General features: G+C 33.6%; 20 protein-coding genes and 1 pseudogene. 10 read left to right on the top strand and 11 right to left on the bottom strand.

Going from position 1 to position 21,812, the window contains the following annotated elements; genetic code table 11:
* Positions 1–4: 4 nt before the first annotated feature.
* The 9 genes from NIL_RS05705 to murJ form a co-directional block, all read right to left on the bottom strand.
* Positions 5–772 carry an enoyl-ACP reductase gene (locus NIL_RS05705; RefSeq protein WP_187646854.1) on the bottom strand — a complete coding sequence of 256 codons (768 nt, stop codon included), beginning with the start codon at positions 770–772 and terminating at the stop codon, positions 5–7.
* 2 nt (positions 773–774) lie between these two features.
* Positions 775–1,662 carry a 4-hydroxy-tetrahydrodipicolinate synthase gene (gene dapA, locus NIL_RS05700; RefSeq protein WP_187646853.1) on the bottom strand — a complete coding sequence of 296 codons (888 nt, stop codon included), beginning with the start codon at positions 1,660–1,662 and terminating at the stop codon, positions 775–777.
* Positions 1,659–2,918, bottom strand: coding sequence for a M16 family metallopeptidase (locus NIL_RS05695; RefSeq protein ID WP_187648602.1), 1,260 nt, complete (start codon positions 2,916–2,918; stop codon positions 1,659–1,661). Before NIL_RS05695 ends, dapA begins: the two co-directional genes overlap by 4 nt.
* A gap of 56 nt (positions 2,919–2,974) precedes the next feature.
* Positions 2,975–4,033, bottom strand: a complete 1,059-nt coding sequence (locus NIL_RS05690; protein WP_187646852.1) for a quinone-dependent dihydroorotate dehydrogenase — start codon at positions 4,031–4,033, stop codon at positions 2,975–2,977.
* Positions 4,034–4,066: 33 nt separating this feature from the next.
* Complete coding sequence (locus NIL_RS05685; RefSeq protein ID WP_187646851.1) at positions 4,067–5,776, bottom strand: ABC transporter ATP-binding protein; 1,710 nt, start codon at positions 5,774–5,776, stop codon at positions 4,067–4,069.
* Position 5,777: 1 nt separating this feature from the next.
* Entirely contained in the window at positions 5,778–7,175 is a 1,398-nt protein-coding gene (cysS, locus tag NIL_RS05680) for a cysteine--tRNA ligase (RefSeq protein WP_187646850.1), read from the bottom strand.
* Positions 7,176–7,211: 36 nt separating this feature from the next.
* Complete coding sequence (locus NIL_RS05675) at positions 7,212–8,765, bottom strand: GGDEF domain-containing protein (RefSeq protein ID WP_187646849.1); 1,554 nt, start codon at positions 8,763–8,765, stop codon at positions 7,212–7,214.
* Positions 8,752–9,393, bottom strand: a complete 642-nt coding sequence (locus tag NIL_RS05670) for a cytochrome c family protein (RefSeq protein ID WP_187646848.1) — start codon at positions 9,391–9,393, stop codon at positions 8,752–8,754. Before NIL_RS05670 ends, NIL_RS05675 begins: the two co-directional genes overlap by 14 nt.
* A 185-nt stretch (positions 9,394–9,578) precedes the next feature.
* Positions 9,579–10,985: a murein biosynthesis integral membrane protein MurJ gene (gene murJ, locus NIL_RS05665; protein WP_187646847.1), complete on the bottom strand. Its 1,407-nt coding sequence runs from the start codon at positions 10,983–10,985 to the stop codon at positions 9,579–9,581.
* Positions 10,986–11,118: 133 nt separating this feature from the next.
* On the opposite strand from murJ, the gene ruvA reads away from it, so the two are divergent.
* From ruvA to NIL_RS05640, 5 genes are read left to right on the top strand one after another with little or no spacing between them, the layout of a single operon-like run.
* Complete coding sequence (gene ruvA / locus NIL_RS05660; protein WP_187648601.1) at positions 11,119–11,676, top strand: Holliday junction branch migration protein RuvA; 558 nt, start codon at positions 11,119–11,121, stop codon at positions 11,674–11,676.
* Positions 11,677–11,685: 9 nt separating this feature from the next.
* On the top strand, positions 11,686–12,720 hold the full coding sequence (locus NIL_RS05655) for a D-alanine--D-alanine ligase (protein ID WP_187646846.1): 1,035 nt from the start codon (positions 11,686–11,688) through the stop codon (positions 12,718–12,720).
* On the top strand, positions 12,720–13,037 hold the full coding sequence (locus tag NIL_RS05650) for a hypothetical protein (protein WP_187646845.1): 318 nt from the start codon (positions 12,720–12,722) through the stop codon (positions 13,035–13,037). Before NIL_RS05655 ends, NIL_RS05650 begins: the two co-directional genes overlap by 1 nt.
* A 10-nt stretch (positions 13,038–13,047) precedes the next feature.
* Positions 13,048–14,196, top strand: coding sequence for a BaiN/RdsA family NAD(P)/FAD-dependent oxidoreductase (locus NIL_RS05645; RefSeq protein ID WP_246434417.1), 1,149 nt, complete (start codon positions 13,048–13,050; stop codon positions 14,194–14,196).
* Complete coding sequence (locus NIL_RS05640; protein ID WP_187646844.1) at positions 14,174–14,779, top strand: trimeric intracellular cation channel family protein; 606 nt, start codon at positions 14,174–14,176, stop codon at positions 14,777–14,779. Before NIL_RS05645 ends, NIL_RS05640 begins: the two co-directional genes overlap by 23 nt.
* A gap of 12 nt (positions 14,780–14,791) precedes the next feature.
* Here the strand turns inward: NIL_RS05640 and NIL_RS05635 are convergent, their stop codons facing one another.
* A complete protein-coding gene (locus NIL_RS05635) occupies positions 14,792–15,235 on the bottom strand; it encodes a Fur family transcriptional regulator (protein WP_187646843.1) in 444 nt (147 codons plus the stop codon).
* Between the two features lie 10 nt (positions 15,236–15,245).
* A complete protein-coding gene (locus tag NIL_RS05630; RefSeq protein ID WP_187646842.1) occupies positions 15,246–15,560 on the bottom strand; it encodes a TraR/DksA family transcriptional regulator in 315 nt (104 codons plus the stop codon).
* 75 nt (positions 15,561–15,635) lie between these two features.
* On the opposite strand from NIL_RS05630, the pseudogene metK reads away from it, so the two are divergent.
* The 5 genes and pseudogenes from metK to NIL_RS05605 form a co-directional block, all read left to right on the top strand.
* A pseudogene (gene metK, locus NIL_RS05625) lies at positions 15,636–16,826 on the top strand (methionine adenosyltransferase); the annotation flags it as partial.
* Positions 16,827–16,975: 149 nt separating this feature from the next.
* Complete coding sequence (locus NIL_RS05620; RefSeq protein WP_187646841.1) at positions 16,976–17,764, top strand: efflux RND transporter periplasmic adaptor subunit; 789 nt, start codon at positions 16,976–16,978, stop codon at positions 17,762–17,764.
* Positions 17,761–19,497: a molybdopterin-containing oxidoreductase family protein gene (locus NIL_RS05615; RefSeq protein ID WP_187646840.1), complete on the top strand. Its 1,737-nt coding sequence runs from the start codon at positions 17,761–17,763 to the stop codon at positions 19,495–19,497. Before NIL_RS05620 ends, NIL_RS05615 begins: the two co-directional genes overlap by 4 nt.
* Positions 19,497–21,056 carry a DNA methyltransferase gene (locus NIL_RS05610; RefSeq protein WP_187646839.1) on the top strand — a complete coding sequence of 520 codons (1,560 nt, stop codon included), beginning with the start codon at positions 19,497–19,499 and terminating at the stop codon, positions 21,054–21,056. Before NIL_RS05615 ends, NIL_RS05610 begins: the two co-directional genes overlap by 1 nt.
* Entirely contained in the window at positions 21,044–21,808 is a 765-nt protein-coding gene (locus tag NIL_RS05605; RefSeq protein ID WP_187646838.1) for a TdeIII family type II restriction endonuclease, read from the top strand. The genes NIL_RS05610 and NIL_RS05605 overlap by 13 nt, the downstream gene beginning before the upstream one ends.
* Positions 21,809–21,812 lie beyond the last annotated feature (4 nt).

Below are 21,812 nucleotides of genomic sequence, written 5' to 3'. Positions count from 1 at the left end.
ATTACTACTTAAAACTACTTCCCCCATCGACTATAATGGTCTGTCCAGTTATCCAGCCCGCTTCATCGCTGCAGAGAAAATAGCAAGCTCCGGCTAAATCTTCAGGTTTTCCCAATCTTTTAATGGAGGCTCTTTTTATAGTTTCGGCTTTTACCTCTTCATAATTTGGAAAAGCTTTCAAAGCATCGGTATCTATGGGGCCGCCGCTTACGGCATTGACTCTGATGTTGTACTCTCCAAGTTCGGCTGCCGCATATTTGACCATAGTCTCTACGGCTGCTTTACTACTTCCATGTCCCGCGTAGTTTGGAGTGTAGACGATATTTCCGGTAGAGCTCATAGATATAATTACGCCTCCACCTATTTTTTGCATTCTTTTTGCCGCCTCTTGCGCTCCTACTACAAAAGCTAAAACGGTTGCCGTATAGATATTGTTTAAACCTTTCGGTTTTAATCTCATAAAGGGCGCAAAACCGCCAACAACCGGTCTTCCCGAAATTATGGCGTTAGAGATAAAAAAATCGACTCTCTCAAAATCTTCGTCAATTTTTTTAAAAACTGCTTTATACTCATCAGGCTCTAAAATGTTTAGTTTGTAGGCTTTTGCTTTGATGTGGTATCTTTCTTGTATATCTTTTGCTATACCGCTTGCCAACTCTTCGTTGGAGTTGTAAGTAAAAGCTATATTTACACCTTCTTTTGCAAATCTTTCTACTATAGCTTTACCTATGCCTCTGGTGCCGCCGCTTATGACTAAAGTTTTTCCTTTCATTTTTACCTCACTATTTCATATTTTTTCAAAACTTCTTCGATCTTTTTCATATTTTCACTGCTTGGGGGAACAAGAGGCAGTCTATACTCCAACGTTTCTAAAAGTCCGGCGATATACATTGCGGCTTTTATAGGTATAGGGTTGCTTTCACAAAATAAAACTTTATTGATATTGAAAAGCTCATCGTTTATCATTTTTGCGGTATCGAACTGCCCGGCTATTCCTGCATGAATAAGAGTGGAGATCTTATCTGGCAAGATGTTTGCCGTAACGGATATACATCCCATTCCACCATTTGCTATTATGGGGTAGTTTATAGCATCATCCCCGCTTATAACGTAAAGTTCTGGTCTTTTTGCCAAAAGTTCTACACATCTCTCAATCGAGCCCGTCGCCTCTTTTATTCCGTAGATATTTTCTATTTCGTCAAATAGCCTAAATACCGTTTCTGGAGCGATATCTACGGAGGTTCTTCCAGGAACGTTATATAAAAGTACGGGGATGTCTACAGATTCGGCTATAGCTTTATAGTGTTTATAGATTCCTTCTTGAGTAGGCTTGTTGTAATATGGCGATACGCTAAGAATTGCATCGGCTCCCGCTTTTTGAGCAAAGCTTGCAAGATCCATAGCTTCGGCAGTAGAGTTACTGCCAGCTCCCGCCATAACTTTAGTATCCGTACCTTTACATACCTCTACGGCTATTTCTATACATCTTTTATGCTCATCGTGAGTTAATGTTGCGCTTTCTCCCGTAGTTCCTACAGGGACAACAACATCAATCATATTGTTTATCTGTCTTTGTATAAGTTCAGCATATTTAGCTTCGTCTATTTTGCCGTTTTTAAATGGCGTTATTAGCGCCGTCATTGCACCTTTAAGCTTTCTCATCTCTTTTCCTTTCTCAAAATCACTGTTGTAGAGTTTTCTTTATAAAAGTGTTTTTTTGCAACCTCTTGTAAAATTTTAGGCGTTAGTTTATCAATATTTTCCTCATAATGTAATAACGGCTCAATATCTCCTCTTGCAAAATAGCTTCCGAAGATATCAGCTACGTTACTTGAGTTTTCCAAAGAGAAGATAAAGTCTGCTTTTGTGTTTATCTTGATCTTTTCAAGCTCCTCTTTATCTATTTCGCCTCTTTTTATTTTTTCTATCTCTTCTAAAATCTCACTCTCTACCTCTTCAGCTTTGATTCCAGGGTTACAAACAGCCATAAACAAGAAGACACCAGGATCTTTTAGATCCATATTGTAAGCGTAAAGCTGATTTATCATCTTCTTCTCATCAACAAGTTTTTTGTATAGTCTGCTGCTTTTCCCGTCACTTAACAAAGATGCGATGGCCGATAGGGCAAATTGATCTTGATGTGCAAAGTTTGGTATATGGTACGCTATGGCTATCATCTCTACTTCACTGGGTTTATAGACGATTACTCTTTTTTCTCCATCTTGTTTCGGTTCAATTTGGTGTACTTTTGGTATATCGCAGCAGTTTTTAATATGTTCAAAATATTTTTGGGCTTTTTTAAAAACTTCATCTTTATCCACATCACCCGCAACTACGATGATTGCGTTTTTGGGCTGATAGTAGATTTTGTGAAACTCTTTTATATCTTCTATAGTCCAATTTAAAATATCATTCATAAAACCTATGGGAGTCCAGTGGTATGGATGATAGATATAAGTGTTATTAAATAGCCTAAAATAGAGATATCCCACTGGATTGTTGTCCGTTCTCCATCGTCTCTCTTCGGCTACTACTTGGCGCTCCGGTTGAAACTCTTCATCTTTAAGCGTCAAGTTCTCCATAAGTTCGGCAAATAGTTCAAGGGATTTATCAAGATTTTGAGCGCTTGATTTTATGAAGTAGTGGGTATAATCAAATCCAGTGGACGCGTTATCTACTCCGCCGAAACTCTTGACTATCTGGTCAAACTCTCCGGCTTTAAGATTTTTTGTAGATTTGAAATTGAGATGTTCAAGCATATGAGCGATACCGGTTTTACCTAAAACTTCGTTTCTGCTTCCAACTTTATAAAAGATGTTGGTAGTTATAACGTTTGAGTTGTTTTTCATTGGTATCGCTACTACTTTGAGTCCGTTTTTTAGTGTTTTTTCGTAATATTTTGGTAAACTGCTGCCCATCAATCCTCCCGTAAATATTGTTATAAGCAACGAAATTGTTGCAAAAAATCTTTTTTTCATTTTAGATCTGCTCCGATAACTTCTTCTATATTTTTATATCCGTTACTCTCCATAAGCCTCAAAATACCTTCGTTTATATTTTTTATCAAAGAGGGTCCTTTGAAAATGAGTGCTGTGTAAACCTGAACCAAAGATGCTCCCGCTTTTAGTCTTTTGTAGGCCTCTTTGGCAGAATCCACCCCACCTACGCTTATAAGTAGAGTTTTACCGAAAAGCTCTTTAGATATTGCTTTGAATATCTCAAAACTCTTTTTCTTTAAAACTTTTCCGCTTATTCCGCCAAAATCTTTCGCATTTTTTATAAGAGTATAGTCGATAGTCGTGTTTGTAGCTATTATACCGTCTGCACCATTTTCAACGGCCATAGATGTAAGGTCGATAGCTTGTTGAATCTCCATATCTGGTGCTATTTTTAATAAAATAGGTTTATCGGTTATATCTTTTGCCATTAAAAATAGCTCTTTTATGAATTTTTCGTTTTGAAGGTCTCTAAGACCCGGTGTATTTGGAGAGGAGATATTTATCACCATATAATCACAAAGCTCTTTAAACTGATTTATAAGTTTTTCATAGTCCTTCAAAGCTTCGCTTTGGGGAGTGGTTTTGTTTTTTCCTATATTAACGCCTATTGGTATAGCAAAAGGGTAGAGTTTTCTTACCCTTTTTGCCACTTCATACATTCCGTCGTTGTTAAAACCCATAGCGTTTTGAATCGATTCATATTGGGGGTATCTAAATAGTCTTGGTTTTGGATTGCCGCTTTGAGGTTTTGGTGTAACCGTTCCGATCTCAGTAAATCCAAAACCAAAAGCGAGCATCGCTCTAACCATAGTTGCGTTTTTATCAAAACCCGCTCCAAGCCCTACGGGGTTTAAAAACGTTTTTCCAAAAATTTTTTGGTTTAGCCTTTTGTCGTCTATGAAATTTTTTTCTATGAAAGGATTGAAAAGAGTAGGGAAATAGTCGGCGCTTTTTAAGAACTTCTCTACGATATCGTGAGCCGTTTCCGGATCAAACATAAATATAAATTTTCTTAAATCGTAATAGTCAAACATTTTTGCCTCTTTTTTGTTATCTTTGAATTATACTCAATTTTGAAAAATATTATGTAGTTTTTGATACTCTTCGCAGCTTTTTATAAGTTCATTATGTTTTCCTTCGCATATTTTTTTACCTTTTGACATAACTAAGATTTTATCTGCGTTTTGAATGGTGCTAAGTCTATGGGCTACTATAAATGTGATTTTGTTTTTTGTGATATTTTTCAGTGCTTCTTGAATCTTTTGTTCGCTTTTGGTATCAAGAGCACTGGTGGCTTCATCAAGTATTAATACTTCAGGATTTTTGTAAATTGCGCGGGCTAGGGCTATTCTTTGTCTTTGTCCTCCGCTTAAGTTCGCACCAAATTCGTCAAGTTCAGTATAAATACCCTTTTCCATCTGTTCGACGAACTCATAAGCGTTTGCCAACTTTAAAGCTTCTATAACCCTCTCTTTCTCAAAATCTTCTCCATAAGCAACATTTTGGGCTATAGTGTCTCTAAAGATATAGATTCGTTGTGTTACGAGAGCTATCTTTTTTCTTATACTTTTGACATCAAAATCTTTGATATCTTTGTCGTTAAAAAGTACTCTTCCTCTGCTTGGATCGTAAAATCTTACCAAAAGATTAACGATAGAACTCTTCCCGCCGCCGCTATCACCCACAAGAGCAATTACTTCTCTCTTTTTAGCGGTAAAGCTTACATTATCAAGAGCCCTTTTATCATCGTAATACAAAGAGACATTTTCAAATTTTATATCTTTTATCTGTTCTTTAAACTTGTTTTTGTTAACTTTGATAGTCGGTTTTAAGTCGATTATCTCAAAAATTCTCTCACTAGCCGCAATAGCGTCTTGAAGTTTGTTGTAAATGGTAGAAACCTTTTTTATAGGGGTATAGAGCATAAAAAGGGCAGTCATAAAAGAGAAAAATGAGCCGACACTCATTTTTCCTTCTATAACCTCGTTACCGCCGACAATAATAACTAAGGCAACCACAATGGCTCCCAAAACTTCCATAAGAGGGCTTACAAGTTCGCTTGTTTTTACGCTTTTCATAGTGATATTGAAAAAGTGACTATTATGCTCTTTAAATCTTTCAAGCTCTTTTTTTTCGCTAACGTTAGATTTGATAATTTCGATATTGTTGAAAATCTCGGTTAAATGAGAGGTGATGTCTGAAATCTTCTCTTGGGATTTTTTTGAGATCTTTTTCATCCTTTTTGCCAAAAGCGATAGAGGATAGATAGCTAAAGGCATAATAACTAAAAAATATAAAGCAAGTTTTGGGCTTTGATAGATAACGACGGCCGTTAAAGCTATGATGGTGAGAGACTCTCTTAAGAGTTCCGGAACCATATTGGCTACGACGTTTCTGATTCTGTTTATGTCGTTGGTTATTCTACTTATTAGTTCTCCGCTTCTTTGTTTGACAAAATATCCCATATCCATCAAAAGTAAAGAATCGAGCATTTTGTCTCTAAGTCTTCTTATGATATCTTGGCCTATATACTCCGTGTAGTAGGTCTGTATAAATCTTCCCCCGCCCTTTAATAGATACATCAATATTACAAGAAAGGGCAAGATTTTAAGCATCTCTTTGTCTTTGTTGATAAAAATCTCATCCAAAACGGGCTTTACCAGATACGCCGAAGCGCTGGTGCCTATAGCCGTAGCTATCATTCCTATAATGGCAATGAAAAGCTGATATTTGTAATCTTTTAAATAGGGCAGGAGTCTTTTTAAAACTATCTTCAATTTACTCTTTCTCCCATAAAGTTCCCTCTGGCGTATCCATTATATTTATACCCATCTCTTTAAGTTCTTCTCTTATGGAATCCGCCTTTTGGAAATCTCTTGTCTTTTTGGCTTCGCTTCTTATCTTTATGAGTCTTTCTATCTTATCTTTTGTTTGTTGGTCTACGCCTATTTGAAAATATTCGTAAGCGTCTTTCCCTCCAACACCCAAAACTTTTGAGATAAGTTCGATAGTAGCGGAAACTTTTTGTTTAAATGCCTTGTCCTTTGGATTTTTGTCAAGGTATTCGTTGGATGTAGCCAAAAACTGGTCTATCTCGGCTAATGCTTTAGAGATATTTAGATCTTCGCTAAGCGCGGCAAAAAATCTCTTTTTAAAATCCTCATCCTTTTTTGAAGCTTTTACGCCGTAAACTCTTTTTTTAAGCCTGTAAATTTTATCTAGTCTCTTTTTTGAATTGAGTAAGTCCTCTTCGTTGAAATTGAGGCTACTTCTATAGTGAGTTGATAGCAGATAGAACCTCAAAATCTCTCCGTCATACGCCTTTAGTGCATCTTTTACAAAAAAACTGTTTCCTAGGCTTTTGCTCATCTTTTCGCCGCTTATGGTTACAAAACCGTTATGCATCCAGTATTTGGCAAGTTTTTGACCGTAAGCACATCTAGTCTGAGCCGCTTCGTTTTCATGGTGAGGAAAGAGTAGATCCGCTCCTCCTCCATGTATGTCTATCTGATATTCTTCATCTTTGTAAGCAAGATTTTTATATATCATAGCGGAACACTCAATATGCCAGCCTGGTCGCCCTTTTCCATAAGGAGAGTCAAAACAGATATCATTTTCTTCCTTGCAAGCTTTCCATAAGGCAAAATCGGACACATTTCTTTTTTGAGGATTTGGTTCGATTCTGCTAAGGGTCTCTTCATCGCATTTGTGGCTTAAAGAGCAGTATTGGTTATCTTTTGAAGTATCAAAGTAGATATCTTTGCTCCTAGTTATATAAGCACAATCTTTTTTTAAAAGTCTATCTATCATATCGAACATTGCATCTAGACTCTTGGTTGCTTTTGGCTCTATATCGGCTCTTAAAACATTTAAAGCCTCCATATCTTCTAGATATCTTTTTATGTAGTATGAAGTGATCTCTTCTAAAGACTTACCGCTTTTCTTTATTTTTTTTATGATTTTATCGTCAATATCAGTAAAATTTTTCATAAAAGTGACTTTATAGCCTTTTTGAATCAAAAATCTTCTCAAAATATCAAAAACTATAGAACTTCTAGCGTGTCCCAAGTGTGCATCGTCGTAAACAGTTGGTCCGCAGACGTAAATTCTTATCTCACTATTTTTTATAGGTTTTAGTTCCACCTCTTTCTTTAAAGAGCTATCAAAAATTTTCATAGAAAAACCTTTGGGGTAGTCTAAACTTAGATGAAATTATATCGAAAATGTGTAAGGTGGCTGGGAAGAGTAGATCTCTATCCTGTTTCTGCCGTTTTTCTTAGCCCTATAAAGAGCCTCGTCTGCTTCGGAAAACGCTTCAAAATAGTCTTTATGTTTAGGACAAATCTGACTTATTCCTATACTTGCGGTAACTTTAATCTCTTTAGAGTTAAATTTTATCGGTTCTTTTGAGATAGCTTTTTTTATCTTTTCAGCTATTTTTATAGCTTTGTCTAGTTTTGTCTCAGGTAAAATCACAACTATCTCTTCACCGCCGTATCTTCCTACAAAATCTGTTTCTCTTATGGTAGATAGTATTCTTTTTGCGCTCTCTTTTAAAACTTCATCTCCTGCTAAATGCCCGTAAGTATCGTTGATTTTTTTAAAATGATCTAAATCTACTATTAATATAGAAACAGGATGTTTATATCTTTTTGCTCTTCTAAACTCTAGCTCTAACATCTCTTCTAAATATCTTCTGTTCCACAATCCGGTTAATGAGTCTGTTTTACTCAACAACTCTATCTCTTTGGTTCTCTCTTTTACAAGTTTTTCCAATCTCTCTTTTTCTTCTTGAGACTGTTTTATAGCGGCCGTGTAGATTGCTCTAGCTATGAAAAGCGCTATTAAAAGAGCTATTAAACTAGTGCTAAGAGCCGTATTTAAAAGTCTTTTCTTATTCTCTTTATAAGGAGCTGCGTCTATAAGAAGCAGAAGCTTTTTATGTGTGTGTTGTCCAAAGATGGAATCTTTTACTATCATACGATATACGGGTTTTCCGTTAAACTCTATAAGCTCTTTATCTTTTAATTTTTCTTCGTTAATTTTTTTACCGATCATTTTTTTATTACTGCTAACTATTACATTTCCTTTATAATCGACTATAGTAATTTGAAGAATATTTTTTGCATTTTTTATATAATTTATTAGAAAATCTTCAATATCTGTTTTGTGAAAAATTGTCATACTGTTTTTTATGGAACCCTCTATCGCTTTAAGGAGGTTTAGTAGATCGATTTTTCTATTTGATAAGATTAAATCTGATATTTTTTTCTCAAAGAAGGTGTATTGTGGAACTTCAACCGCTAAATCTATTATTCCTATTAGATCGTTATTCATTGAAATTGGATAGTATATTGCCATAACTTTTACGTAATCTCTTGTTTCGAAGAAGAATTTGCCTATCTTCATATCTCCTTGCATCGTTTTTCTAAAACTTGAAGAGTTGTAAACTTTTCCGATTTCATCTTTAAACATAGAGTTTTTTATAGTGCCGTCGGGTGCTAAAAATCTAAACTCAAAAATATCTAAACCCAAGGACATATCGCTGACTAGTTTTTGCAGATTCATCGTAGATTTGATTTCTTGAAATCTTTGAATAGCAGATATTATTGAGTTTACGATATCTTTAGAGTCGCTTTGCATCTGCTGTAGTAAAAGATTTTTTTGAATATTATAATTATAAAAGGAGATTGCCGAAAGAGATAAAACTAAAAGTATAAGTAATCCTACAATATTATTTTTTATTAATACTTTATTTTTTTTCATTTTCGTTAGTCACTCTATTTTTTCTTTTTCTAGGATCTGGACTTTTATATAGTTTATAGACTTTATCTAAATCTTTTTCATGGTACGACCTGTTCCATCTAGAGTTATGGCAAGCGTTACACATCTTTTTTAAAACTTTTGGATCATCGGGACTTGCTAAAAAACCTCCGCCTTTTTTCGTTTTTCTAGCGATTTTTATATGAAGACTTCCTGGTCCATGACACCCTTCACATTGGACATTTGCTAATCTAGGGGTTTCTTCTATTGATTTAAATCCGGTTGGTACGCCAAAACCTGTTGTGTGACAAACAAGGCATTTTGGATTGGTTTCATGTCCGGTTTCTACCAATCTTTTAAAAGCAAAATCGTGTTTATCCTTTTTTCTTCCTATAAAAAATTCTCTATGACAAAGTCTGCATTTTGTATTTCCAACAAAGTAATACTTACCGGAGTTTATTTCTTGTTTATATTTTTTTTCTCCTAAAGCCTGTTTTAGTGGAGTTTCAGTTTGCGGAGAGTTTAGTTCATCTTTTATTCTGCTATCATTATTTGCGGCTATTAGGTTTGTATTTATTAAACAAAAAAGTATCCAAATTATACTTTTTTTTATAATATTTTTTTTAAACATTACATTCAAACCTTATTGAATATTAATTTTAGTATATCATATAAAATCAAACTATATAGCAATTAAGGGACGTTAAGGACATATTTGTAATATTAATGTCACAATTGCATTTACTAATTACATAGTAATATAATTTTATCTTAAGAAGATAAAAATTTCTTAAAAATATAAAATTTTCTATTTTATTATTGATTTAAAAACAAAAAATTTTTAAAAGTATGTAAAATAAAAAGCTCTAAAAAGATCAAAAAAAGCAAAAATAGAATTTTTTTTCTTTCTAAAAAAGATAAAAACTCTTTAAAACCAAACTCCTTTATGGTTAAAAAGAGTAAGACAAAACCCGCTATACTAGTAGATAGAGCTAAACCGGCAGCTTGCAGATAAAATATCAGAATAACCGACAAAACAATATTACAGATCAATGAGTATGTAGCGATTTTTGCAGCTATTATCTGCTTATGATTTGCATAAAGCCATAGTGAAAAAAGTTTATTTAGACCGTATGGAAGAAGACCAATCATATACATTGCTAAAACGAATGCGGTATTTTTAGTATCTTCACCCGTAAAAGAACCTCTTTCAAATAGAAGCCAGATTATTTCATCGCTTAGAACTATAGCTCCTACCGTAGATAGTGAGAGTAAAAAAACGAGTAGCCAGAAACTTTTCTTTAGTATCTCTTTTGCTTCTTTATCTTTTTTATCTTTCAATTTTTTAGAAACCGTTGGAAAAAGTGCGGTTGCTGTAGCTATGGCAAAAAGAGCTAAAGGAAGTTGCAAGATTCTGTTTGCATAATAGAGATAACTGATCGATCCGCTTACTAAAAAAGAGGCAAGCCAAGTATCTAAAAAGGCAGAGATTTGAGCTGTTGAGTTGCCAAATATAGCAGGGACGAAATTTTTGTAAAATTTTTTAAGATCTTCTTTAACACTCTCTTTTTTTTTGTTTAATCCTTTTAATGAGAGTATCAATCTTTTTAGTATATTTAGTTTTTTAGAGATATAAAGATGTATTAAAACCTGTAAAGCACCGCCTATTAAAACGGCTATACTCATAGCAAAAACGATATTTTCCTTTTCGCTTTTTTGAAAAATTATAAGCGCCGATATCAAAGATAGATTAAGCAGTGCGGTTGAAAAAGCGGTAGTCGCAAAATGTTCTTTGTATTGTAAAAGAGCGGCTAAAAAAGTAACTATAAAGATAAAATCCAAGTAGTAAAAGTTAATAGCCACATATAAAGAAGCCATATTTATAAGTTCTTCATCAAATCCGAAAGCTATCAATTTTGTAAAAAGGGGAGAAAAAAGTGTAACTAAAATGGAAAAGATGAAAATTATTGTAAAAAATCTGATAAAAACGGCAGCTGCAAATCTATTTTTATGTTTTGAAGCTATATATGAGGGAAGAAAACTTTGAATAAACGCACCTTCGGCAAAAATTCTCCTAAAAAGATTAGGGAATTTAAAAGCTACGAAAAATATATCAGAATAAATGTTTGCTCCAAGTATTGAAGCGGTCAAAAGATCTCTTATAAAACCTAGTATTCTAGATATAAGTATTCCGAAACTGTTGGTAAAAATCTTTTTTAGCATTTTGTCGCTCTTTTTAATGAAAATATATCAAATTTGTACTTAATACTAACAAATAGTTATAATAATTTGATTTGTATTTTTAACTTAATCTAAAGAATTTTTACTACAATACGAAAAAAAATTGGAGCTGGATTTGATTGTCGGTCTTATAGGAAAAGTAGAAAAGAAAGAACCAACTTCGGTACATTTAAATGTAAATGGCGTTATTTACGAGGTTTTCGTTTCCGTAAACTGTAGTAGCGAGATAGAAAAGCAAGATATAAAACTTCATATTTCTCATATAATTAGGGAAGATAGCGAAACTCTTTACGGTTTTTTGGATATCAACGAAAAGATGATGTTTGAAAGACTCATAAAAATAAACGGTGTGGGGCCGAAAGTTGCTATGGCTATTTGTTCAACCTTTAAGCCCGATATATTTGTAAAGATAGTTGAGGAAAAGAATGTAAGTTTGTTGAAAAAAGTTCCTGGAATCGGTCCTAAAAGCGCATCAAGGATTTTGATTGAGCTTGGAGAGTTTAGTTTAGATGGCTCAACTCCTCAGTTGACATCCGCTCATCAAGAAGCTATTATGGCTTTGGAATCTTTGGGCTTCAAAAAAGATCAAATTCAAAAAGTTTTGCAAGAGTGCACAGCTTGCGATACGCCATCTTTGGTTAAAGAGGCGTTGAAAAAAATTCAAAAAATTTAAAGGGGTTTGATGAGATACGCTATTTTGTTCGGCGGTAGCAGCTTCGAGCATGAAATAAGTATAGTAAGCGCCATAGTTTTGAAAGAGAGACTAAAAAGCGATACCGTTTTTATTTTTTTGGATGAAAACAGAGATTTTTATCTGATAGATAAAAAAAATATGAAATCGAAATATTTCAGCTCTAAAGAGTATAAAAACTCAACTCAACTGATTTTGAAAAAAGGCGGTTTTTATCAAAAAGGATTGTTGGGCGAAAAGAAAATAAATTTCGATGCGGTTATTAACCTTATTCACGGAAGAGACGGAGAAGACGGTAAAGTCGCGGCTCTTTTAGATTTTTATCAAATCTCTTATATAGGTTCTAGAATAGAAGCTTGCGCTATTAGTTTTAATAAACATTTTACTAAAATGTTTGCAAAAGAGCTGGGGTTAAATGTTTTGGATTATCAGATAATAAAAAAAGATGAGATAAAGCCTTTAAGATTTGAATATCCAGTTATTATCAAGCCTTTGAGACTTGGAAGCTCTATCGGGGTTAGCGTGGTAAGAGAGGATAATGAGTTGAGCTATGCTTTGGATGTGGCTTTTGAGTTTGATGATGAGGTTATAGTTGAGCCTTTTATTGATGGTATAAAAGAGTACAATCTTGCCGGATGTAAAGCAGGAGAGTTTATTTTTTCCATCATTGAAGAGCCTAAAAAGATGGATTTTTTGGATTTTGAGAAAAAATATCTCGATTTTTCAAGAGGCGAACAGATAAAGCCGGCTCAAATACAAGATGATCTAGAAAACAGAATAAAAGAGGCCTTTAAAAAGGTTTACGATCCGCTCTTTTGCGGTGCTTTAATAAGATGCGATTTTTTTGTTAAAAATGGAGATATTTATCTAAATGAGATAAACCCTATTCCTGGAAGTCTGGCAAATTATCTTTTTAGTGATCTAGATGATGTTTTAAGCAGGCTTTCAGATTATTTACCAAAAGAGAAAAAGATAGATATAGATTATAGATATATCCACACAATTAGCGGGATGAAAAATAAGTAATGGCTGCGAAAATTTATACTTGGGCTATAGGTAAGATCGTTAGCGTAAGAAAGCTTGTAGGAAAAAACGGCAAAGAGTTTGTGGAAGTTGCTTTAAATATGAGCATAGATGATAAAGAAGCACAAAAAGTTTTTATGACAACATATCTCAATTTTAATATTAAAGAATATAAAAGGCTTTCGGACAGTGTCGGGAAGTATATGGCAGCAGCTTTTAAAACTTTTATGAAGAGTGACGAAAAGAGCGAACTTAAAACTTTTACTCACGACAAAAGTATAGATTATCTGATTTTTGAAAAAAACCCGTTAGAGGTGTAACATAAAAGTATTGGATATTGTTATACTTGGAGCTGGCGCTTCAGGACTTATGTGCGCCTCTTTTTTGAAGGGTAAAGATTACGCTTTGATTGAGCATAACTCCAGTATAGGAGCCAAGATAAAGATTTCAGGTGGAGGCAGATGCAATATAACCAATAAAAGAGTCTCTTTCAAAAACTACCTTGGCGATTGCGAATTTATAAAAGAGGTTTTAAACGGATTTTCCAACGAAGAGCTTATTAAATGGCTAAAAAAACGCTCTTGCTCACCGGTTTTGAGAAAAAAGAACCAATTTTTTTGTCCACATAGCTCACAAGAACTAATAGATATTTTTTTAAAAGAGATAGAGGAAAAAAAGATTTTTTTGAATAGAGAAATTAAAGATGTAAAAAGAGTCGATGATGCTTTTTTGATAGAAACATCTAAAGAAAATTTTTATGCGAAAAAAGTCGTCGTGGCTACGGGAGGAGTTAGCTATAAAAAGATAGGCGCTACTGAAATAGGTTATAAAATAGCTAAAAAATTTGGACACGAAATCACTCCTTTAAGACCGGCTCTCGTTGGCTTTACGGTACAAAGTGAGCAGTTTTGGTTTAAAGAACTAAGCGGTATATCTTTTGAGGCTGTTGTACAAATAAAAGATAAAATTTTTAAAGACAATATTTTGTTTGCTCATAAAGGAATAAGCGGCCCGGCCATACTTAACGCTTCGTTGTACTGGGACAAAGGTGTCGTAACTATCGATTTTTTAAACGGAAAAAAAGTGGAGGAGTTTTTAAGATATCCATATAAACAGATTGTAACTTTGCTGCCTTTTCCTAAAAGATTTTCCAAACTTTTTTTGAATTCTATCGGTATTAAAGACAAAAAGATCAAAGAGTTGAAGAAAGAGGATTTAAAAAGATTGAAACTTTTGGAAAAATATACATTTTCACCCGCAGGAACTTTCGGCTTTGAAAGAGCCGAGGTAACAAAAGGAGGAGTAGTTATAAAAGATATAGATAAAAATAGTTTGATGAGCAAGAAAGTTAAAAATCTATATTTTATTGGTGAAGTTTTAGATGTAACGGGAGAACTTGGAGGATATAACTTTCAGTGGGCTTTCAGTTCTGCCGTAAAAGCGGCGAGACATATTGATGACACTGTTAGAGATTGCTGAGATTATAGGGATAGCCGCTTTTGCTTTAAGCGGTTTTTGGGTGGCGGTAGAAGAAAAACTGGATCTTTTAGGAGTTTTCATAGCCTCTTTTTTGACGGCTTTAGGCGGCGGTATCATAAGAGATGTGATAGTGGGAAAGCTTCCTTACTCTTTTGTTAACTTTTTGCCTTCAATGATAGTTCTTTTAGTTATTGTTTTTGCTATTGTTTTGAAACTACATAAAAATTTTGGTTTTCAAAAAAGAAAGATTTTTATCATTAGCGATTCTATAGGTCTTGCCTCTTTTTCTATTTCAGGAGCCTTAATAGGACTTGAAACTGAACTGAACTATTTTGGGGTGGTGCTTTTGGCTTTGATAACTGCTGTTGGAGGAGGAGTTTTGAGAGATGTTTTGCTTAACAGAGTCCCTATGATTTTAAAAGCGGAATTTTACGGAAGTATATCCATCATTATAGGTACTTTTCTCTTCTTAGCCGATAGATTTTACGAAAACAACATCTATATTACAGTATCGCTTTTTTTGTTCGGTTTGGCTTTGAGACTTTTTGCGTTTTATAAAAATTGGCAACTCCCTAAAGTTTAGAAAGAGAGCTTGTCAACTCTCTTCTTGGCAATTTGAGCAGATACCGTACATATTTAGTTCGTGAGTTATAAGTTTGAAGTTGTGTTTTTGGGCGATATATTCTTGAAGAGACTCTAACCTTTCATCGAAAAACTCTATGATCTTTCCGCATTTTAAACAGATCATATGATCATGATGTTGACCTCTGTTTAGTTCATATTTTTTTCCGTCTATTCCAAAAGAGATTGAGTTTATAAGTCCTTCGCTTTCCAAAAAGGATAGTGCCCTATATACGGTTGCTAGACCGATATTTTTATTGATTTTTTTTACTTCTGTATATATCTCTTCTGGTGTTAAATGTTTTTTCGAATCAAATAGTGCTTTTAAGATATCTTCTCTTTGAGCCGAATATTTTAATCCTTTTGATTTTACTATCTCTTTTAACTGCTCTTTATATTGACTGAAATCTTTAGTCATTTTTGCCTCTTTAGCATTGATATAGCGGATTTACGTATAGTAAGTCCAAATCGATTTCGGAGCCGTCTTCACATTTGCCATAAGTCCCTTGTTTTATTCTTAAAAGAGCATTATTGATCTCTTTTAACTCCTCTTCCAATCTTTTTATCAAAGCTTGATCGTCTCTATCCATATTTTCTAAAGCAACCAAATCTTGTATATCATCAAGTGCATCATCGGCTATCATACTTTCAACTTCCGCTCTTAAATTTCTTAAATTTTTTTCAACTTGAGCTTTTCTCTTCTCTAAAATCTCTTTAAATTCGCTTAGTTGTTCTTGCGTCATATAAAACTCCTTCAGATTTTATCTCTTTTGATATAATACCAAAAAAGCGAAGAGGTAACATATATGTATCTATAGACATCAGAATCAGTTTCACCCGGCCATCCCGATAAGTGCGCAGATATTATTGCGGATAAAATAGTTGACGAGTTATTAAAAATTGACAAAAATGCTAGAGTAGCGACTGAGGTTTTTGTTGTAGGCAAAAACGTTATAATTGGCGGCGAAGTAAAAGTAGATAAGGAAGTAGATAAAGATTTTTATATAAAATGCGCAAAAGAGGCTTTAAGATATATAGGATATCCTGAAAGAGGATTTTCAAACGAAGAGACAATCTATCCTGATGAGTTAAATTATGAAGTATATGTAAGTAGGCAATCTCCGAATATAAGTCTCGGCGTTGATAAAGAAGAGGAGATAGGAGCCGGTGATCAAGGAATGATGGTAGGTTTTGCGACGGATGAGAGAGAGGATTTTATGCCTATGGCATTAATGATGGCAAGAGAAATTAAGGATATCTTATATAACAACGCTAAGTTAAATAGTGAGCTTTTTGGAGTGGATCTGAAAACGGAGATTGTTTTAGATTATGGCTCAAAAGATAACTTTGATAATAATTTGCCAAAAAGAATCGATAAGTTAGTAGTCGCCCAATCACACAGCTCAAAAAGAAGCCAAGAAGAGGTTAAAAAAATAGTAAAAGAGCTTATTTTAAAAAAATCCTCGTTTAAAGATATGATCGATGAAAAGACGGAGTTTATTATAAATGGAACGGGTAAATTTATCATACACGGGCCTATAGCGGATTCTGGACTTACCGGTAGAAAAATAGTAGCGGATACTTACGGGGCTTATGCGCCGATAGGCGGCGGAGCACAAAGTTCAAAAGATTATACAAAAGTTGATAGAAGCGGATTATACGCTGCTCGTTGGTTAGCAAAACATATAGTAGCGGCAGGTTTAGCCAAAAAAGTTAAAGTAATAATCTCTTATGTTATAGGGCGTTCAAAACCTCTCTCGGTTACGGTTGATACTATGCATACATCAAAGATATCTTTAAAAGATGAAGAATTGTCGCTTCTAATAAGAGATAAGTTTGCTTTAACTCCCTCTTGGATAACTAGAAAGTTTGGTTTGGATGAGCCTATGAAAAGGGGTTTTACGTACGTTCAGACCGCCTCGAAAGGACAGGTTGGGTATGAGGAGTATCCTTGGGAGAGTCTTGATGAACTTGAGTGGTTTAAAAATATTTATAAAGGGTTTAGTTAAACTTTAGCCCTACAGCGAAGCGAAGATGATCAGACAGATTTAGTTTTATGTCGCTACTCTTTCGCTCTATACAAAATAGTTTATTTTTCTGCTTTTCTTTGATTATTATAGTAAAATTATCTTACTAAAAGTCCGGGAGTTGAAAAATAATGAAAAAAAATTTTTTGATTTTGTTTATAACAACTTTTGTATTTGGGGCCGAATATATGACCAAAATAGAGCCATTTGAGATATATACGCTAAAATCGGCCGTTAGCGGTAAAGTTGTTAAGAGCGATCTTTCAAAAGAGGGAGAAAACGTCGAAAATTACGAAATTATAAAGATTGATTCAAAGATTGATGAAGCTAATTTAAAATCTTTGAAAATCAAACTTGAAAATCTCGAAAAGATATTGCAGACAGATATGAAAATACTTAAAAATCTAAAAGAGTTAAGCAGGGTTAAAAAAGAGAATTACGAGCGTATAAAAGATCTTAAAACCAAGTCCAAATTTGAAAAAGATGCTAAATTGACAGATTTTTTGTTAACCAACAATCAATATCTAAATCAAAAAGAGAAGATAGAAAATCTAAAAAATCAGATAGAAGATATAAAATACAATATCAAAAGACTTAAGGATATTTTGGAAAAGAAGAGTGTAAAAGTTAGCGGATATGTTTATAAAATATATGTTAAAGAGGGCGATTTTGCAGCTATCGGAACTAAACTAGCTGATATTGCCGATATCTCTAAAGCCAAAATCGTAATATATCTCGATAAGGAAGAGATTGAAAATATTGAAAACAAAAAGATCTATATAGACGGGAAAGAGACTAAACTTAGATTTTCTAAAATCTATAAAGTTGCCGATCCCGTACATATTTCGGCTTACAGAGCGGAGATAGTTACGAAAGCCCCTAAAATATTTTCTAAAATCGTAAAGGTGGAGATAAAATGAAAAAAACGACTTGTCCATTAGACTGTTATGATGCTTGTAGTATTGTTTTGAAAGATAAGTTAAGAGGCGATAAAGATCATCCCGTAACCAAAGGGCATCTTTGTTATAAAATGAATCACTATTACAACTTTCCCCAACTTGATAGCGCCTATTATAAAGGGGAGAAGATATCGCTTAATGATGCTTTAGATATTTTGGAGGAGAGGCTTAAAAAGTGTGAGCCCAAAAAGGTCCTACACTTTAGAGGAAGCGGCAATTTCGGTAAAATGCAAGCTATAACCGATCTCTTTTTTGCAAGATACGGAGCGGTTTTAACAGCTGGAAGTCTTTGTGACGCAGCCGGACAGCTAGGTATCGAAGAGGGAAGGGGTAAAAATCTCATACTGCCTACAACGCAGATACAAAAAAGTGAACTTGTTATTGTTTGGGGAAGAAATATAACTTCAACCAACTCTCATATCCTGCCGTTTTTAAACGGTAAAACTGTGGTTGTAATAGATCCCGTAAAAACTGATATTGCCAAAAGAGCGGCGATGCATCTGCAGATACGACCAAGGACAGATTTGGAACTTGCCTGTATATTAGCAAGATTTGTATATATGCAAAATACGGAAGATGAAAACTTTATAGAAGAGAGAACCGAAGATTATGAATTTTTCGCAGATTTCATAAAAACCTATAGAATGGTTCCTACTGTTGATAAAATAGGTGTGGATATACTTGAAATTGCCACACTGGCTGAACTTATGCAGAGTATGAAAACGGTTATTTTGGTTGGTAACGGAGTGCAAAAATACTCTCACGGAACGGAAGTCGTAAGGATGATAGACTCTCTTGCGGCAATGCTAGGACTTTTTGGAAAAGAGGGGTGCGGAGTAAGTTTTTTGGGTGATACTTCCGTTGAACTAAATGATCCGTTAAAAGTTGAGGCTAAAAGGGTACAAAAGGCCGTGGCCGATTTTGGAGAGTTTGATATATCTTTTATCCAAGGTTCAAATCCTGTTATAACTATGCCAAACTCAAAAAGAGTTATTGAAGGATTAGAAAAGAGTTTTACGGTAGTATTTGGTATCTATATGGATGAAACCGCTAAGATGGCTGATTTGGTAATCCCTGCAAAAAACTTTTTACAAAAAAACGATATAAGATTTAGCTATGGACATGAATATGCAGGACTCATGCCCAAAATAGAAGATAACCAAAATGCAATAAGCGAATACGAGTTTACGAAAGAGATGTTTAAAAGATTTGGATTTGATGGGCTCAAAAGCGAAGAGGAGTATATAAAAGAGTATGAGAAGCAACTTATAAAAGATGGTGAGTATTATAAGCTACCCTCTTTTGAGGATATTCCATATAGTGAAGAGTTTTATACCGATGCGGGACTGTTTTGTTTTATAGACGAAGTGGATGATGAGTTTAATTACGAGGAAGAAGGATTTTATCTAATAACTCCAAAATGCAAAACATCCCTTAACTCACAATTTAAAAGAGACAACTTTTTATATGTACATCCTTCCACTTTGTTAAAAGACGGTGATAAAGTTTTAGTAACTTCATCTTACGGAGAAGCTGAGTTTGAAGTGCGAGTCAGGGAAGAATTGAGAGAGGATTCGGTTTTGGCTTATAGCGGAAACGAAAAAGTAAACTTCCTTACACCTCCAAAAACAGACAATTACGGCAATAACGCAGTTTTTCAAGAAGTTAAAGTTAAAATTAGGAAGGTTGGCTGATGCTTTTAAGCATACAAGAAGCAAGTGAGTGGGCAAGTAGGGAGTTTAAGAAAGAGATAACACCATCAAATATCTCTTACTTAATTCAATATGGAAGAGTACAAAAAATTAAAAAAGAGGGTAAAACGTTTATCTTAGCCGATGAGTTAAAAAGATATTATGAACAATCTTTAGTAAAAGAGAAAAAGTACAGACAAAAGTTCGAGGATATCAATTGGCATCTATCCTTTGATTGGGTTAAAGAAAAAGATAGGACCAAGCATGTTCATAGATTGCATCCTTATAAAGGAAAGTTTATTCCACAACTTGTTGAATATTTTTTGGATGATCATATAGACGAATTTAAAAAGAGAAATTTTTTTAAAAAAGGAGATATAGTTTTAGATCCATTTGCAGGAAGTGGAACAACTTTAGTTGTGGCAAATGAGCTAAAAATGGATGCTATAGGTGTTGATATTTCACCGTTTAATGCTTTTATCTCAAATTGTAAAGTTGCAAAATATGATATTTTAGATTTAGAGATTGAAACAAAAAAAATTACTCAAAAATTAAAAAATTTTATAAAAAAACAAAGCTATATTAGATTTGATGAAGAATTGAATGATATTTTAGCTGATTTTAATAAAAAGTTTTTTCCATCGCCAGATTTTAAAAGATGGATAAGAGAAGAACGCATAGATGAAAAAGAGTATAGTAAAAAAAGAATAGAGGAGTTTTTACTAAAATATTTTGATTTGCTAAAAAAATATGGTTTAGAGATAGAGAACAAAGAAAAGAGTAGTTTTTTAAAAACTTGGTATGTTTTGCCTATACAAAAAGAGATCGAGTTTGTTTTTGAAGAGATAAAAAAAGTAAAAAATAAAAATACAAAAAAACTTTTGGCTCTTATTTTGAGTAGAACCATTAGAAGCTGTAGAGCTACAACCCATTCTGACCTTGCAACTTTAAAAGAGCCTGTAACTAAGCCTTACTATTGCAAAAAGCACGGTAAAATCTGCAAACCTCTTTTTACAATATATAACTGGTGGGAAAGATATACCAAAGATACCATTAAAAGGGTAAGCGAATTTGATACATTAAGAAGCGATACAAGACAGATTTGTTTAGTAGGAGACAGCAGGGAGTTAGATATTTTATCCGAACTCGAAAGGAAAGATAAAGAGCTTTTTGAGAAAGTAAAACATAAAAAAATTGACGGTATTTTTACTTCTCCGCCATATGTAGGACTTATAAATTACCACGAACAACACGAATATGCTTATGAACTTTTTGGATTTAAAAGACAAGATGAACTTGAAATTGGTCCCTTATTTAAAGGGAAAGGAGAGAGTGCAAGAAGGGAGTATGTTGAAGGAGTTGCAAAAGTTTTGAAAAATATTAAAAAATATTTAAAAGAAGATGCAAATATTTTTATAGTCGCAAACGATAAATTTAATCTTTATCCAATTATTGCACAAAAAGCTGGACTAAAAATAATTGAGGAATTTAAAAGACCAGTATTAAATAGAGTGGAAAAAGATAAGAATCCTTATTCGGAGAGTGTGTTTTGGATGAAATAAAAGAACTTTTAAAAAATACAATACGGAAGAAGTTCGAAGATTACGAAAAAACTAAAGAGCCAGCATATATGCCATTTCATACAGCACTTCTTGGAAAAGATAGATTGGCTTTGTATCAGTTTATCCATTCATTAAATACAAATTTTGGGACTACTATTTTTGAACCCGTTGCGGTAGAGCTTGCAAAAAATAATTTTAAAATTGTAGATAGACAGGTTAATGTTAACACTGAAATAACTGAAGAGGCTTTAAAAGAGATTGATAAAATAATAGATAGTTTAATTATTGCAAAAAAAAGACCAAATAAACTTGAAGAGATAGAGAGGATAAAAGAAAAATTATTTATTGGAGAAAAAAGGAAAGTTAAACTTACAAGAGTTGATTTATATTGCGAAAGAGAAAATGAAATATATCTATTTGATATAAAAACAGCTAAACCAAATAAGGGTAGTTTTTTAGAATTTAAAAGGACACTTCTTAAATGGATAGCTGCAATTTTAACTAAATATCCAGATAAAAAAGTTAATAGTTTAATTGCGATTCCTTATAATCCTTATTATCCAAAGCTTTATAGTCGTTGGACAATGGCAGGTATGCTTGATTTAGAAAATGAACTAAAAGTTGCCGAAGAGTTTTGGGATTTTTTAGGTGGTAGTGGAAGTTATGAAAATCTGCTTAAAATTTTTGAGGAAGTTGGAAAAGAGATGAGAGAAGAAATAGATGAATATTTTAAAAGATTTAGAAAGGAATAAGAAA

This window comes from Nitrosophilus labii (assembly GCF_014466985.1).
Taxonomy (GTDB): domain Bacteria; phylum Campylobacterota; class Campylobacteria; order Campylobacterales; family Nitratiruptoraceae; genus Nitrosophilus_A; species Nitrosophilus_A labii.
The sequence above is the reverse complement of the archived record's forward strand: the minus strand, read 5'-3'. Positions and strand labels throughout refer to the sequence as shown.

What these genes read in the sequence shown, in the direction of transcription:
- NIL_RS05705 (WP_187646854.1), bottom strand. Translation starts at nt 772, where the DNA reads ATGAAAGGAAAAACTTTAGTCATAAGCGGCGGCACCAGAGGCATAGGT.
- dapA (WP_187646853.1), bottom strand. Translation starts at nt 1,662, where the DNA reads ATGAGAAAGCTTAAAGGTGCAATGACGGCGCTAATAACGCCATTTAAA.
- NIL_RS05695 (WP_187648602.1), bottom strand. Translation starts at nt 2,918, where the DNA reads ATGGGCAGCAGTTTACCAAAATATTACGAAAAAACACTAAAAAACGGA.
- NIL_RS05690 (WP_187646852.1), bottom strand. Translation starts at nt 4,033, where the DNA reads ATGTTTGACTATTACGATTTAAGAAAATTTATATTTATGTTTGATCCG.
- cysS (WP_187646850.1), bottom strand. Translation starts at nt 7,175, where the DNA reads ATGAAAATTTTTGATAGCTCTTTAAAGAAAGAGGTGGAACTAAAACCT.
- NIL_RS05675 (WP_187646849.1), bottom strand. Translation starts at nt 8,765, where the DNA reads ATGAAAAAAAATAAAGTATTAATAAAAAATAATATTGTAGGATTACTT.
- NIL_RS05670 (WP_187646848.1), bottom strand. Translation starts at nt 9,393, where the DNA reads ATGTTTAAAAAAAATATTATAAAAAAAAGTATAATTTGGATACTTTTT.
- murJ (WP_187646847.1), bottom strand. Translation starts at nt 10,985, where the DNA reads ATGCTAAAAAAGATTTTTACCAACAGTTTCGGAATACTTATATCTAGA.
- NIL_RS05655 (WP_187646846.1), top strand. Translation starts at nt 11,686, where the DNA reads ATGAGATACGCTATTTTGTTCGGCGGTAGCAGCTTCGAGCATGAAATA.
- NIL_RS05650 (WP_187646845.1), top strand. Translation starts at nt 12,720, where the DNA reads ATGGCTGCGAAAATTTATACTTGGGCTATAGGTAAGATCGTTAGCGTA.
- NIL_RS05640 (WP_187646844.1), top strand. Translation starts at nt 14,174, where the DNA reads ATGACACTGTTAGAGATTGCTGAGATTATAGGGATAGCCGCTTTTGCT.
- NIL_RS05635 (WP_187646843.1), bottom strand. Translation starts at nt 15,235, where the DNA reads ATGACTAAAGATTTCAGTCAATATAAAGAGCAGTTAAAAGAGATAGTA.
- NIL_RS05630 (WP_187646842.1), bottom strand. Translation starts at nt 15,560, where the DNA reads ATGACGCAAGAACAACTAAGCGAATTTAAAGAGATTTTAGAGAAGAGA.
- NIL_RS05620 (WP_187646841.1), top strand. Translation starts at nt 16,976, where the DNA reads ATGAAAAAAAATTTTTTGATTTTGTTTATAACAACTTTTGTATTTGGG.
- NIL_RS05615 (WP_187646840.1), top strand. Translation starts at nt 17,761, where the DNA reads ATGAAAAAAACGACTTGTCCATTAGACTGTTATGATGCTTGTAGTATT.
- NIL_RS05610 (WP_187646839.1), top strand. Translation starts at nt 19,497, where the DNA reads ATGCTTTTAAGCATACAAGAAGCAAGTGAGTGGGCAAGTAGGGAGTTT.